The sequence below is a fragment of the Stenotrophomonas mori genome (assembly GCF_023556335.1).
GTDB lineage: Bacteria > Pseudomonadota > Gammaproteobacteria > Xanthomonadales > Xanthomonadaceae > Stenotrophomonas > Stenotrophomonas mori.
Window position 1 is genome coordinate 46,627 of record NZ_JAIKTS010000006.1, and the last position, 13,968, is coordinate 60,594.

The window sequence follows — 13,968 nt, forward strand, 5'->3', positions numbered from 1 at the left end:
ACGGCGCGCGGGTTTCCGGGGGAAAGGGGACGCCGCGGCCAGCGGTGCTGGCCGGCCTGGCGCCGCCGCACGAATTCCGTCGCCTTCCATGACAGGCCTGCGAACCGTTGCCATGTTGAATGCCGATGCCTGGAACCGTCTGACCGACCTGTTCCATCGCGCCACCGAGCTGCCGGAGTCCGAACGGGACACGTTCGTGCAGTCGCATACCGGCGATGATCCGGAGCTGCGGGAAGAGCTGCTGGCATTGATCGCCGCCGCCACCGGCGCCACCCGCCGCCTGAGCGAGCCGATGCGCCGCGCCGCCGAGGCGGTGGCGCTGGCCCACGAACAGGACGTGGCGCCCGGTACCCGCTTCGGCCCCTGGGCGGTGGAGCGGCTGATCGGCTCCGGCGGCATGGGCCGCGTCTACCTGGCGCACCGCGCGGATGGCGCCTACGAGCGCGAGGTCGCGCTCAAGCGCGTGCGGACCCCGGTCATCGACGAGCGCCGGCACGGGCGCTTCGAGTACGAGAGCCGGCTGCTGGCGCAGATGCGGCACCCGGCCATCGCGCAGATCCACGACGCCGGCGTCGACCCGGCCGGGCATGCCTGGCTGGTGATGGAGTACGTCCAGGGGCAGCCGCTCTCCACCTGGTGCGACCAGGCGGCGTCGAGCCTGCGCGAGCGCGTCCAGCTGCTGGCCAAGGTCGCCGAAGGCGTACAGCATGCGCACCAGAAGGGCGTGGTCCACCGCGACCTGAAACCGGCCAATGTCCTGGTCGGCCAGGTCGACGGCCAGCCGCGGCCCACGATCATCGATTTCGGCATCGCCATGGCGGCCGAGGGCACCGACGACATGGCCGGCCGCGGCACGCCGGGCTACATGAGCCCGGAGCAGGCGCTGGCCGATAGTGCCATCGATGCCCGCAGCGACGTGTATTCGCTGGGCGCCATGCTGTACGAACTTGCCTGCGGAACGCCGCCGGTGGACGGAACGGACGTGGCGCCGTCGGCCTGCCTGCAGGCGCTTCCGGCGGCACGGGAGAAGGAGATCGCGGCGCTGCGGGGGACCTCCGTACGGCGGCTGCGGCGGGAACTGCGCGACGGTGTGGACGCCATCGCGCTCAAGGCGTTGCAGCCCGAGCGTGCGGCCCGCTACGACTCGGTGTCGGCGCTGCTGGACGACCTGCGGCGCTGGCTCGGCCACCGCCCCCCGCGTGCCGCGGGGCCGGCACGCTTGCTGGCGGCGCGCACGTTCGTGCGCCGGAACCGCCTGGCGGTGGCCGCCAGCGTGCTGGTGGGAGCCGCGCTGGTCGGCGGCCTGGCCGCCACCGCCTGGTCGCTGCGCGAAGCCCGGCAGGAGGCGACGAGGGCCCGGGTGACCTCGGAGTTCCTGGCCTCGGTGCTGGACAGTGTCGATCCGGCGATTTCCCAGGACCTGGACAAGACCCTGATGCGGCGCGTACTCGACGATGCGTCCACGCGCGCGGCGCGCGAGCTGGCCGGGTACCCCGACATCCTTGCCGACGTCGAACTGATCATCGCGATCAACCAGATCAGCCTGGAGGACTACGACGCCGCCATCGCGCACCTGCGCTCGGTGCGGGCGCTGGCGGCGGCCCACCCGGGGCGGCTGGTGTTCCAGGACCTGCGGGCGATGCAGGTGCTGGGCGATGCCTACATGTCCTCCGACCGCCTCGAAGAGGCCGACAAGGTGCTCGGCGAGGGCGTGGTGCAGGCGCTGCAGGGCAAGGCCGCGCACCGCTGGCTGGCCTGGGACATGCAGTCGCGCCGCGCCTGGGTGCTGTTCATGCAGGGCGCGGCGGCGCAGGCCACGGCGCTGGCGCGCGAAGCCTTCGAGGCGCTTTCCGCAGGGATGCCGGGCGACGACCAGCAACGCCTGGACGCGGCCAAGCGCTACGCGGCCATGCTCGCCACCAGCGGCGCGTACGCTGAGGCGGTGGTGCTGCTGGACGAGGTGGTCCAGCGGCGTACCCGCCGCAACGGCCACGACCATCCGCTGACCCTGGCCGCGCGCCGCGACCGTGCGACCGTCCGCCTGCAGATGCGTGATTTCGCCGCGGCCGAGCCCGAGCTGCGGGCGCTGGTCGCCGCCTACCGCACGCTGTACGGCGAGAACAGCAGCTACACCGCCAATGCCCGCGGCCTGCTCGGCAGCGCCCTGCGCGAGCAGGGCAAGGTGGAAGAGGCGGGACCCCACTACCGCAGCGCCATGGAATCGAATGCCGCCAGGTATGGCGCCGAATCGTTCACCGCGGTGATCAGCCGCCACAACCATGCCAACTGGCTGCTGGCCGATGGCCAGGCACAGGCCTCGGAACAGGAACAGCGCGCGCTGCTGGAGATCGCCGAGCGCACCCTGGGACGCGACAACCATGTGACCGCGGAGATCCTGCGCGGGCTGGCCGAGGCGGAACTGGCGCTGGGCCGGCTGGGCTCCGCGCGCGCCCATGCCGAGGCGGCGCTGCAGGCCATGCGCGCGGTCTACGGCGAGGACAACGCCGCCGCCCTGCGCGACGTGCATGCGACGCGGGCCCGGGTCGAGGCGGCGCTGGGCGCCGCGCCCGCCGCCTGACCGGGGGCTCGACCGGCGGCCGTGGAGCAGGCATCGTGGCGGGGTTCCGCGAAAGCCCGGACGGTGTGCCTGCATGCCGGCCAGGGGCTTCGCCGGCCGCCCGTTACAAGGAGCCCCCATGCGTCTTTCCCGTTACCTGACGATCCTTGCCGTTCCCGCGCTGCTGGCCGGTTGCGGCAGCCCGCCGCCGGTACGCCCGGAACCGCCGCCGGTGCCGGTCAGTACCGCGCAGCTGGCCGAAGCCAACCTCGCGCCCGCCTCGGCGAGCCTGGTCAGCGGGCGCCTGGCGCTGCTGGCCGAGGCCGGTGGCGTGCACATCACCGGGGTGGTCGGGGGCCTGCCACAGGGCCGGCCCGCCGCCTTCCACGTCCACGAAACCGGCGACTGCGGTGCGGTGGATGCCAGCAGCGCCGGCGGTCATTTCAATCCGGACGCGCAACCGCACGGGCGGGCCGGCAGCGGCGCGCACCATGCCGGCGACATGGACAACCTGCAGGCCAATGCCGACGGCGTGGCCAACGTCGACGTGCACCTGCGCGGGGTCACCCTGGGCGGTGGCGCGGCCAACGACATTGCAGGCCGCGCGCTGGTGGTTCACGCTGGCGCCGACGATTACCGCAGCCAACCGGCCGGCAATGCCGGCGCGCGCGTAGCCTGTGCGGTGATCCGCGTCGTGCGCTGAAGGCGCCGTTGTCCTGCCGATGCATTCCCAAGGAGTCGAGACCATGCGTTTGATCCATACCCCGTTGTTCCTCGCCGCCGCACTGGCGCTGGGCGCCTGCAGCCCGGCCGATCCGCCGGCCAGCGTGGATCCCGCCCCCGCCCCCGCGCCCGAAGCCGACCCGGCCGCACCGCCGGCGGTCGCGACGCCGGTCGCCAGCGCGCGCCTGGAACCGACCAAGGACAGTGCCGTCGCCGGCACCGTCACCTTCAGCATCGTCGACGGCAAGCTGCGCGCCAGCGGCGATCTCAGCGGCCTGGCGCCGGGCAGCGAGCACGGCTTCCACATCCACGAGAAGGGCGACTGCAGCGCGCCGGACGGCACCAGTGCCGGTGGCCACTTCAACCCGGGCGGCAGCGACCACGGCAGCATCGAGGCCGACGTGCACCATGGCGGCGACATGCCCAACATCGTCGCCGATGCGCAGGGCAACGCCCACGTGGACGGCCCGGTGTCGAGCAACGTCAATGCCGGCAAGGGCGACGATTTCGACATCATCGGCCGTGGCCTGATCGTCCACGCCGACCCGGACGACTACCACAGCCAGCCCACCGGCAACGCCGGCGCGCGCCTGGCCTGCGCGGTGATCGTCAAGGCCGAGTAAGGTCCCGCGGCGGCCATGGAAACGCCGGCAGCGCCGGCGTTTCCCGTGACCGGCCGGTGGCCCCTCAGCGCGCCAGCGCCGCGCGCGGGTCCTGGCCGGCTTCCACGTGCACGTACAGCACGTCCAGGCCGTGGGCTTCGAGCACCGCGGCCATCTGCCGCTGGCGCATCAGGTACTGGTCGTAGATGCGCTGCAGGCGGTCGCTGTCGCCGCTGTCCTGGGCATAGTGCGCGCACCAGCCGGCCGGGTCGAACAGCGCCATGCGCACCTCGCCGCCGGCATAGCGCAGCAGCGGCTCCGGAGCGGTGTCCAGCCATTGCTCGCGCCCGGCGACGAACAGCGCGGTCTCCAGCAGCGGCCACAGCCCGGCCAGGCCCTGGTTGTCGTACTGCATGGCCATCATCGCCGCCAGGTCGTTGACGGTGAAATAGCGCGCATGCTCGATCTGCGCGCCGAAAGCCTCCTGCGCCAGCAGCGCGGTATCGGCTTGGGCCATGCCGTTGGCCAGCAGGACGTCCTCCAGCGCATCGCGGACCTCGTCCAGCGCCGCGGTGTCGGTGCCGGTCAATACGAACGGCACCACCCGCAGCCCGCCGCCGGCCAGTGCCGGGTCGGCCTGCAGGGGCAGTGGCACGTCGCCGGCCGCGTCGGCGCCGAACGCCAGCACGCGGGGCCCCTGGTTGCGCCCCGGCGCCCGCATCTGCAGCTCTTCCAGACGGCGGTGGAGGGGCCAGCCCGGGCGCAGCACCTCGGCCGGGTCGAAGTGCGCTGCACCCAGCACCAGGTCCAGCGCACTGGCGCGTGGCACAAGGCCGGCCAGGTCGCGGCCGACCAGGGCCGCCAGGTCGCCGGCCAGCGCCGGGGACAGGGCGCCGAGCCGCGGTGGCTGGCCGCCGGCCAGTTCCAGTGCGATCACGCCCAGTGCGTTCATGTCGGGGTTGGAATTGCTCATGGTCCGCAGTTGGCCCGTCACAGGCTCGAAGCTACACTCAATGTCCATTATGCCTGCTGCGCCAGGCAGGTCCGCGTCGTACCGTCCCGTCCACACCAGGTAACCGCATGTCCAGCGCCCGTCCCGTCGCCATTCTCGGGGGTGTCCGCATCCCGTTCTGCCGCCAGAACACCGCCTATGCGGATGTCGGCAACCTTGGCATGTCGGTGCGCACGCTCGGCGCGCTGGTCGAGCGCTTCGGCCTGCACGGGCAGCAGCTGGGCGAGGTGGCGATGGGAGCGGTGATCAAGCATCCCAGCGACTGGAACCTCGGCCGCGAAGCGGCGCTGTCCTCGGGACTGTCGCCGTTGACGCCGGGGATCACCCTGCAGCGGGCCTGCGGCACCTCGCTGGACAGCCTCATCACCGTGGCCAACAAGATCGCGCTGGGGCAGATCGCGGCGGGCATCGGCGGCGGTTCGGATACCACCTCCGACGTGCCGATCGTGTACGGCAAGCAGCTGCGCAGCCGCCTGCTGGCGGCCAACCGCGCCAAGACCACCGGCGACAAGATCAGGACGCTGCTGTCCGGCTTCCGCCTGTCCGAGCTCAAGCCCGAGTTCCCGGGCGTGGCCGAGCCGCGCACCGGCAAGAGCATGGGCGACCACTGCGAGGACATGGCCAAGGAGTGGAACATCTCGCGCGATTCGCAGGACGAGTGGGCGGTGTCCTCGCACCGGAAGCTGGCCGCGGCCTACGAGCGCGGTTTCTTCGCCGACCTGATCGCCCCGTTCCGCGGTGTCGAGCGCGACAACATCCTGCGTCCGGACACCTCGCTGGAGAAACTGGCCACGCTGAAGCCGGCCTTCGACAAGACCTCGGGGCGCGGCACGCTCACCGCGGCCAACTCCACGCCGCTGACCGACGGCGCCGCCGCGGTGCTGCTGGCCAGCGAGGAGTGGGCGCGCGCGCATGGCCATGAACCGCTGGCCTACCTGCGCGATGCGCAGGTGGCGGCGGTGGACTTCGTGCACGGCGAGGGCCTGCTGATGGCGCCGACCATCGCCGTGCCGGAAATGCTCAAGCGCAACGGCCTGACCCTGCAGGATTTCGACATCTACGAGATCCACGAGGCCTTCGCCGCGCAGGTGCTGTGCACGCTGCGCGCCTGGGAGAGCGAGGACTACTGCCGCAACCGCCTGGGCCTGGAGGCGCCGCTGGGGCGCATCGACCCGGAGAAGATCAACCCGCTGGGTTCGTCGCTGGCCACCGGCCACCCGTTCGCCGCCACCGGCGCGCGCATCGTCGCCACCGTGTCCAAGGCGCTGGCCGAACGCGGCGGCGGCCGCGCGCTGGTGTCCATCTGCACCGCCGGCGGCATGGGCGTGGTCGCCATCATCGAGCGCTGAACCGGGACCGGTCTGGCGCCGGTCCCGGACCGGCCGGTCGAACGGGAGGCGGCGCTACGGGAGCGACGGTGATCCGCCCGTTTCCTTGAGCTGTGCGCCGAGCATGTCGTGTATTTCGATCCGTTCCCTGCCCGTCGCCTCGACGGGCTGGCGGCCGTGTGCGCCTGGTACGGATCGATCCGTGGCCAGGCGCGCGCCCCGCGTTCCGAGTGGGTCGATCCCTGCGTGCAGGTGGCCGGCGACGCGGCGCTGCGGACCTTCAACAGCGTTTCCTGGGGCGGCAATGGAAGACGCCTGCCGCTGGAACGGCCCCGAGGCCTTCCGCCGCGGCGCCGGTGGCGGCCGATCCGGACCCTGCCGCGACGGGCGGAGTGAGCGGCCCGCTGATCTCCTCCGCGGGAGCCGGTGGGTCCGGAGGTGCGCTGGACCTGGAGCGCAGGCGACGGCTGCCGTCGCGTCCTCCTGGAAAACCTGCATGGCCGGGACCCGCAGGCGGCTGGCCATGCGGATCCGCGGGGCTGTGCGTCAGGCGACGTCGGCGATGCCCGGCCAGCACGGCGGTTGGCCGGAGTGCCCGCGGGAGGCGCGTCAGCCCGGCAGGCGCGGGAACCCGTGCGCGTCGCGCTCCTCGGCCACGGCCTGGTCGCGGATCTGCTGGCGCAGGTCGCGGCGCTCGAGCGACAGCGGCGGCTCGCCGCGGCGCTGCCGCAGGGCATTGACCAGGCATTGCCGGGCCAGGGCGTCCTCACCCTGGGCGGCGAACCCCTCGCCCAGGACGTCCCACGCCGGTGCGCCGGCGCCCTGGGCGAGGGCGCGGTGCAGGAATTCCTCGGCCTGGAGCCACTGGCCCTGGCCGCCCGCCAGGCGTCCCAGGGTCAGCAGCAGCCCGGGGCTGGCGCCCTGTGCCTGCAGCCAGCGCTGTGCGCTGGCACGGCGGGAGTCCAGCTTGTCCACCGGCAGCTCGCCGTAGAGGGCGATCAGCGATTCGTCCCAGCGCGCGTCCAGCGCCTGTTCCAGGCTGTGCAGCGCGGCATCGGTCCAGTTCAACGCGGCGGCGCGGACGGCATAGCGCGACACCGCCGCAGGCGTGGTGCGCAGGGCCTTGGGCAGGGATTCCCAGCGCGCGGCCAGCGCGTTGACGTCTCCGGCCTCGTCGAGCATCTGCAGCGCCAGGCGGGTTTCCAGTGCCGCCAGGCCATCGGCCGGGAGCACCTGCTGCTGGCGCAGCGCGCCGAGCTGGCCATAGGCCTCCTCGGCGCGGCCGGCCAGGGCCAGGGCGTCGGTGCGCAGCCACAGCCCGCGCGGCGGCAGGGGCTGGAGGGCGGGCGGGTCCAGGGCGTCGATGGCCTGCTGCGGCTTGTCCTGACGCAGCCAGCGCTCGGCACTGAGCAGGGCATGCAGGGACGCATCCAGCGATTCCAGCTGCTGCAGGCAGCGGCCCACCGCGGCGCCGTCGCCGCGCGCTTCGGCCGCGCGCAGCGCCGCGGCCAGGGCGGTCGGGCGGACGGCCGGGTCGCTGGCGGCGCTGTGCAGCAGCTTTTCCGCGCGCTGCCACTGGCCACGCTCCAGCGCCTGCAGGCCGTCGATCAGCCGTGCCCGGCCCTGCCGGCGGCGGTAGCGCGCCCAGAACCGGAAGGGCGCGCTCAACAGGGTCCACGACAGCCACAGCAGCAGGCTGGCGATCAGCAGCGCCAGCACTGCCTGCGGCAGGGTGGCGATGTAGTCGTTGCCGCCGGCGCGGACCACCACCTCGCCGAGGTCGCGCAGCGACTCCTGCCCCAGCCACTGCGCGCCGAGGATGCCGAGCGCGGCCACCAGCAGGACCACCAGCAGCGAACGGAATGCCTTCATGGTGCCTCCTTGCCCTCGCGCATGTCGCGCAGTTGCTGCAGGGTGCTGCCCAGTTCGGGAAGCGGGATCTGCAGGTCGGTGTCGCGCAGTTCGGCCAGCGCCTGGCGTTGCGCGCGGCGTGCGGGCGATTCGGGCCACAGCCGCAGCAGCCACGTGTCCACTCGTTGCAGCGCCTGCCGCCAGGCGGCGGTGTCGCCGCGCTCCAGGGCCGCGCGGGCCAGGCTCAGTTCAATCTGCAGCGCGTCGCCGGCATCGCGGCGCTCCGAGCGCGCCACCAGCACCTGCGGTTCGGCCGGACGGATCTGCACCAGCGGCGAGAGCAGCTGCTGCCACCAGGCCGGGTCGCTGCGGTCGGCGCGGGCGCTCTGTTCGGGCAGTGCCTCCAGCGCGTCGGCCCAGTGCGCGAGCCGTTCGGCACTGCGCGCACGCACGCCGGGGCCGAGCGCGTCGAGCGCGCTGCGTTCCTGCAGCAGGGCCTGGCGCAGGTTCAGGTAGCCGGCGGTGTCGATGTTCTCCAGCACCGCCGCCGCCTGCGCATACAGCTGGCGGGCACCGTCCAGGTCGCCGGCATAGACCAGGCGTTGCTGTGCCTGGCTGAGCAGCAGTTCGGCCTCCTCGCGGCGCACCGCCTGCGTGCCCTGGTGCGAGCGGTCGGCCAGGCGGGCCAGGTTGTCCTCCAGCAGGGCATTGCGCTGGCCCAGGCCGAGCACTTCGTCGCGCAGGACGCGATGGGTGGCGGCGAGGTCCTGCAGCCCGCGGGCGTTGCCGCGCTGGTCCCGGCGCACCGCCTCCAGCGCCTGCTGCATGGCCGCCAGCTGCTGGCCGGCGGCGGCCTGTTCCCGGGCAGCCAGGCGCTGCCGCGCCTGCCATCCCTGCCAGGCGTAGGCGGCGGCCGCGACGACCGCGAGCAGGGCCAGGGCAGCGATGATCCAGCGCGCCAGGCGGCGCGGTGGGCGGGAGGGTGAATCGTCGTTCATCAGGGTACGGCGTCCTTGGCGGGCATGCCGCGCAACCGACGGCGGCGATGCGCTTCAAGCATCGCCCGCGACCCCGCGCGGCTGCAAGCGGGGTACCGGTTCAGGCGCCGCGGTGGAACAGCGCCGCATGCGCGGCGGCGGCCAGCTGGCCGGGGAGCGGACCGGCCGCCACGCGGGTCGCGATGAAGCCCTGTGCGCCGGCCAACTCGGCCAGCCGCGCGCTGGCGGCGACCAGCGGCTGCCGCTGCCAGCGCGCCCGCAGCGTGTCGGGCAGCTGTTCGAGCACGCGCAGCAGGGCTTCGCCGCTGCTGACCGCAAGCACCGCCGGCGCCTCCAGCGCCGCCAGGCGCTGCCAGGTCCGGGCCGGGACCACCAGCGGCACGCGCTCGTATACGTCCACCCGCACCAGCCGTGCGCCGCGGGCCTGGACCTGCGCGGCGATCATGCCGCGGCCACCCGGCGCGGTGATCAGGGCGACCCGCCTGCCCCGCAGGTCGGCCATCGCCGGCAGCGCCAGCAGTCCCTCGCTGTCCATGCGCGCGGGGGCGTGCACGCTGTCCACGCCCTGGCGGCGCAAGGCGCGGGCGGTGCCCTCGCCCACCGCGACCAGGGTGCCGGTGGCGTGTTGCGCCAGCGGCAGCAGGCGGCCGGCGGCGTCGGCCGCCGCGGGGCTGGTGAAGACCACGCGGTCGCTGGACAGCGCCTGCTCCAGCTGCTCGCGGGTCGCGGCCTCCCCGCGCGGCTGCAGGCGCCAGGGCGAGACCGCCACCGTGCGCGCACCGAAACGGGCGCCGGCGCGGCGCAGCGGATCGTGCGCGCCGGAGGGGCGCAGGGAAATCAGGTACCAGGCAGTGCCGGTCGGCACATGGGCGCGGGTGTTCATTCCATGCATTATGCGGGCGCTTTCCGTTTCCTGTTCCCGGCCCGCCATGCTCGACATCCCCGACCGCAGTTCCCTGTTGCAGCAGTTGCAGGCCACGCTCGACGCGATGCCGCCGGTGGCGGCGATGGGCATCCGCATCGCCGCCTGCGACCACGAGTCGCTGTGCCTGCAGGCGCCGCTGGGCGTCAACGTCAACGACAAGGGCAATGCGTTCGGCGGCAGCCTGGCGTCGGTGATGACCCTGGCCGGCTGGGCACTGGTGAGCATGCGGCTTTCCGCGTCCGGCCGCGATGCCGAGGTGTACGTGGCGGACAGCAGCATCCGCTACCGCTCGCCGGTCTATGCCGACCTGGTGGCCACCGCGCGGGCCGCGCCGGACCAGGACTGGGCGGCTTTCCTGGCACTGTTCGACAAGCGCGGCCGGGCGCGCCTGACGGTGCATGCCCGGGTCGACGGCGGCGCGGCGGAGCTGGAAGGGCGTTTCGTTGCGCTGGCAAGGGGATAGGATGGAGCCTGGCTTGGGGAGGAGCGCCATGCATCGATGTTTTCCACGGTCCGTCGCGGCCCTGCTGTTGCTTGCCGCCGTCGCGGCGCAGGCGGCCGGGCCCAGTCGCAGCCAGCGCAACAAGCTCGCGCAGACCCAGGACGCCTATGTGGCGGCGGTGCGCTGGAGCGATTTCGAGGCCGCCGAAGGCTTCATCGACCCGGAGCGCCTGCGGACGCATCCGTTGACGGACATGGAGCGCGCGCGTTACGCCCAGGTCCAGGTGTCCGGCTACCGCGAGCGCGGCAGCGGCGCGGCGGCGGACGGCAGCATCGAGCGGCGCATGGAGATCGGCGTGATCAACCGCAACACCCTGGCCGAGCGCACCGTGATGGTGAGCGAGCGCTGGCGCTGGGATCCGGAGGCGCGGCGCTGGTGGCAGGCGCAAGGGCTGCCGGACCTGTGGCAGGGCCAGTAGCCGTCGCTGGCCGTGCCGGTGCCGGCTTGTGCGACAATCGCCGCCCGCTTGTCTACCCGTGACCTGAGTGAACTACGAAGAGCTGCTGGCCTTCGCGGGCCGAAACCCGATGCTGTCGCTGGCCTTCGCCGGCCTGACCGTCGCCCTCATCGCCACCGAGGTCGCGCGCCTGTTCCGCGGCTACAAGGCGCTCAAGCCGGCCGAGCTGACCCGCCTGATCAACAGCGGCGATGCCGTGGTGATCGACCTGTCGGCCAGCAGCGACTTCGAGAAGGGCCACATCACCGGCAGCCGCAACGTGCAGGCCGCGCAGCTGGTCCCGGGCCACAGGCTGCTGGCATCGGCCCGGCAGTCGCCGGTGGTGCTGGTGTGCCGCACCGGCAACGCCTCGGCCACGGCGGCCAAGGCCTTGAAGAAAGCGGGTTTCGAGCAGGTCTTCATCCTCGACGGCGGCCTTCCCGCCTGGCAGGGCGCGGACCTGCCGCTGGTCAAGGGCCGCGGCTGATTCCCCGATTTTTCCGTTAAGCCCTTGTGCAGGGGCGCGGCAGCCCCCATCGCTGGTCGGGTAACAATCCATTCACCGAACAAACCGTTCTGGAGTCCTAGAGAAATGTCCGAAGAGAACAACAACGCGGCCGCCCCGGCCGAAGCCGCCAACGGCCCGGCGTTCACCGTCGAGAAGGTCTACGTGAAGGACGTTTCCTTTGAAGCTCCGAATTCTCCGGGCATCTTCAACGAGAACGTGCAGCCGGACCTGCAGCTGAACCTGAACCAGAAGGTGCAGCGCCTGTCCGACAACGCGTTCGAAGTGGTGCTGGGCGTGACCCTGACCTGCAAGGCCGGCGACAAGACCGCCTATGTGGCCGAAGTGGAGCAGGCCGGCGTGTTCGGCCTGATCGGCCTGGAGCCGCAGGCGATCGACGTGCTGCTCGGCACCCAGTGCCCGAACATCCTGTTCCCGTACGTGCGCTCGATGGTCAGCGACCTGATCCAGGCCGGCGGGTTCCCGCCGTTCTACCTGCAGCCGATCAATTTCGAGGGCCTGTACGCGGAAACCCTGCGCCAGCGCCAGCAGCAGACCGACGGTACCTCGCTGGCCGAATCCGAGCCGGCCGGCAACGCCTGACCGGCGCAGTCCCGACGGATGGGTACCAACGACGCGGAAAAGATCGCCGTCCTCGGCGCGGGCTCCTGGGGCACCGCGCTGGCCAGCCTGCTGGCCCGGCACGGCCACCCGACCCTGCTGTGGGGGCGCGATGCCGCGGTGATCGAGGCGATCGACCGCCGTCATGAGAATCCCCGGTACCTGCCGGGGATTCCACTGCCCGACTCCCTGCGTGCCAGTACCGACCTGGCCGACACCCTCGCCGGTGCGCGCTGGATCCTGGTGGTGGTGCCGTCGCATGCCTTCACCGAGACCGTGCGCGCCCTGGCACCGCTGCTGCCGGCCGACGCCGGCGTGGCCTGGGCGACCAAGGGCTTCGAGCCGGGCTCCGGGCGCTTCCTGCATGAAGTCGCCCGCGAGGTGCTGGGCGAGGACGTGCCGCTGGCGGTGGTCACCGGCCCGTCCTTCGCCAAGGAAGTGACCCTGGGCCTGCCCACGGCGATCACCGTCCATGGCGACGATGCCGGCTTCACCCAGCAGGTCGCCGATGCCATGCATGGCCCGGCGTTCCGCGCCTACACCGGCGACGACATGGTCGGCGCCGAACTCGGCGGTGCGATGAAGAACGTGCTGGCGGTGGCCACCGGCGTGGCCGATGGCATGCAGCTGGGCCTCAACGCCCGTGCGGGTCTGATCACCCGTGGCCTGAACGAGATGCTGCGGCTGGCCGCGGCCATCGGCGCCAAGCCGGAGACCCTGATGGGGCTGGCCGGCCTCGGCGACCTGGTGCTGACCAGTACCGGCGACCTGTCGCGCAACCGCCGCCTGGGCCTGGCGCTGGGACGCGGGCAGAGCCTGACCGATGCGGTGAAGGAGATCGGCCAGGTGGTCGAGTCGGTGCAGACCGCCGATGAAGTCATGCGCCAGGCGGACCGGCATGGCATCGACCTGCCGATCTCCAGGGCGGTGCAGGCGGTGCTGCACGGCGAATCAAGCCCGGCCGATGGGCTCAAGCAGCTGCTGGCCCGCGAACAGAAGCCGGAATACCCGCAGACCCTGTTCAAGTAACCGCGATGGCCTTCCATCCGGCGGCGTGCCGGCAGTGCCGGCGCGGCTGCCGGGTGCGCTGGCCGTCGGGTGAACAGCCCGGGTCTCCACGCATGCCTGCCGCAAAAGAAAGAGCCCGGTCGGGGAAGACCGGGCTCCGGGGGCGCGGGGGAGAGAGAGCACGCGCCCTTTGAACGCTTGCGTGCGGCTTACCAGCTGAAGCGCGGGCCGACGAACCACTCGCGGTCGCCACCCTTGCCCAGCTTCACCTCGCCATTGACGCCCCAGTTGGCGTTGAACTTGGCGGCAGCGCCGAGACGGCCGTAGAACTCGCCATCCGGGTTGTAGCCGTTCTTCTTGTTGTAGTCCTCGTACCCGGCCAGCGCATAGCCCTCGAACATCGGGGTGAAGGCGGTACGCACGCCGACTTCGGCGCTGTAGCCGTTGAAGTTGGGCGCGTGCTGCAGGTCGAAGCGCTGGTAGGCCACGCGGGCCAGCAGGTCGGTGTTCGGGGCGACGCCGTAGTTGTAGCCGAAGCCCAGGCGCCACTGGTCGACGTCCTTCTTGAAGGTGTCCGTTTCCTGGGCGCTGTAATCACCGAAGACATGGAAGTTCGGGTGCACGGCGACCGAACCCTTCACCTTCCAGCCGTCGGCGTCGCCGCCCTTGGCGTCGGTGTTCACGTAACCACCTTCCACGTAGTTGTAGGACAGGCCGTCGGTCGCCGAGGCGGCGAACGGGAGGGCGGCCAGCAGGCCCAGGGCGATCAGGGAAGTCTTCATTGCGGATTACCTTTTTTATTGGTTTGACCGGCCTGCTGGCGGGGGAGCACTGGCGGGCCGGTGGATGTGAATTATCCGTTAGCCAGCGGAATCCACCCTGAATATAAAACTGACCAGT

At 72.1% G+C, this 13,968-nt stretch carries 14 protein-coding genes; 9 read left to right on the forward strand and 5 right to left on the reverse strand.

Going from position 1 to position 13,968, the window contains the following annotated elements:
• Window positions 1-112 precede the first annotated feature (112 nt).
• The 3 genes from K5L01_RS14180 (at window position 113) to K5L01_RS14190 (ending at window position 3,903) form a co-directional block, all read left to right on the forward strand.
• On the forward strand, window positions 113-2,578 hold the full coding sequence (locus tag K5L01_RS14180) for a serine/threonine-protein kinase (RefSeq protein ID WP_250065259.1): 2,466 nt from the start codon (window positions 113-115) through the stop codon (window positions 2,576-2,578).
• Window positions 2,579-2,696: 118 nt separating this feature from the next.
• On the forward strand, window positions 2,697-3,260 hold the full coding sequence (locus tag K5L01_RS14185) for a superoxide dismutase family protein (RefSeq protein ID WP_250065260.1): 564 nt from the start codon (window positions 2,697-2,699) through the stop codon (window positions 3,258-3,260).
• Between the two features lie 43 nt (window positions 3,261-3,303).
• Window positions 3,304-3,903, forward strand: a complete 600-nt coding sequence (locus tag K5L01_RS14190; protein WP_250065261.1) for a superoxide dismutase family protein — start codon at window positions 3,304-3,306, stop codon at window positions 3,901-3,903.
• Between the two features lie 64 nt (window positions 3,904-3,967).
• On the opposite strand, the gene K5L01_RS14195 is transcribed toward K5L01_RS14190, so the two are convergent.
• Window positions 3,968-4,855 carry a hypothetical protein gene (locus K5L01_RS14195; RefSeq protein WP_250065262.1) on the reverse strand — a complete coding sequence of 296 codons (888 nt, stop codon included), beginning with the start codon at window positions 4,853-4,855 and terminating at the stop codon, window positions 3,968-3,970.
• Between the two features lie 107 nt (window positions 4,856-4,962).
• On the opposite strand from K5L01_RS14195, the gene K5L01_RS14200 reads away from it, so the two are divergent.
• Window positions 4,963-6,243 (forward strand): acetyl-CoA C-acetyltransferase, encoded by a 1,281-nt coding sequence (locus K5L01_RS14200; protein ID WP_250065263.1) that lies wholly within the window; start codon window positions 4,963-4,965, stop codon window positions 6,241-6,243.
• A gap of 588 nt (window positions 6,244-6,831) precedes the next feature.
• Here K5L01_RS14200 and K5L01_RS14205 read toward each other — a convergent pair.
• The 3 genes from K5L01_RS14205 to K5L01_RS14215 all read right to left on the reverse strand — a co-directional run bounded on the left by K5L01_RS14205 (window position 6,832) and on the right by K5L01_RS14215 (window position 9,954).
• Entirely contained in the window at window positions 6,832-8,094 is a 1,263-nt protein-coding gene (locus K5L01_RS14205; protein WP_336254147.1) for a heme biosynthesis protein HemY, read from the reverse strand.
• A complete protein-coding gene (locus K5L01_RS14210; RefSeq protein ID WP_250065264.1) occupies window positions 8,091-9,071 on the reverse strand; it encodes a hypothetical protein in 981 nt (326 codons plus the stop codon). Before K5L01_RS14210 ends, K5L01_RS14205 begins: the two co-directional genes overlap by 4 nt.
• A gap of 100 nt (window positions 9,072-9,171) precedes the next feature.
• Entirely contained in the window at window positions 9,172-9,954 is a 783-nt protein-coding gene (locus K5L01_RS14215; RefSeq protein WP_250065265.1) for a uroporphyrinogen-III synthase, read from the reverse strand.
• 46 nt (window positions 9,955-10,000) lie between these two features.
• Here K5L01_RS14215 and K5L01_RS14220 point away from each other — a divergent pair, with 46 nt between their 5' ends.
• From K5L01_RS14220 to K5L01_RS14240, 5 genes are all read left to right on the forward strand, one after another.
• Complete coding sequence (locus tag K5L01_RS14220) at window positions 10,001-10,459, forward strand: YiiD C-terminal domain-containing protein (protein ID WP_250065266.1); 459 nt, start codon at window positions 10,001-10,003, stop codon at window positions 10,457-10,459.
• Between the two features lie 28 nt (window positions 10,460-10,487).
• Window positions 10,488-10,916, forward strand: a complete 429-nt coding sequence (locus K5L01_RS14225; protein ID WP_250065267.1) for a hypothetical protein — start codon at window positions 10,488-10,490, stop codon at window positions 10,914-10,916.
• 67 nt (window positions 10,917-10,983) lie between these two features.
• Complete coding sequence (locus K5L01_RS14230; RefSeq protein ID WP_250065268.1) at window positions 10,984-11,421, forward strand: rhodanese-like domain-containing protein; 438 nt, start codon at window positions 10,984-10,986, stop codon at window positions 11,419-11,421.
• Window positions 11,422-11,526: 105 nt separating this feature from the next.
• Window positions 11,527-12,042, forward strand: a complete 516-nt coding sequence (gene secB / locus K5L01_RS14235) for a protein-export chaperone SecB (RefSeq protein WP_250065269.1) — start codon at window positions 11,527-11,529, stop codon at window positions 12,040-12,042.
• An 18-nt stretch (window positions 12,043-12,060) separates the two neighbouring features.
• Window positions 12,061-13,089, forward strand: coding sequence for an NAD(P)H-dependent glycerol-3-phosphate dehydrogenase (locus K5L01_RS14240; RefSeq protein WP_250065270.1), 1,029 nt, complete (start codon window positions 12,061-12,063; stop codon window positions 13,087-13,089).
• A 188-nt stretch (window positions 13,090-13,277) separates the two neighbouring features.
• On the opposite strand, the gene K5L01_RS14245 is transcribed toward K5L01_RS14240, so the two are convergent.
• Window positions 13,278-13,850 (reverse strand): OmpO family porin, encoded by a 573-nt coding sequence (locus K5L01_RS14245; RefSeq protein WP_250065271.1) that lies wholly within the window; start codon window positions 13,848-13,850, stop codon window positions 13,278-13,280.
• Between the last annotated feature and the right edge of the window lie 118 nt (window positions 13,851-13,968).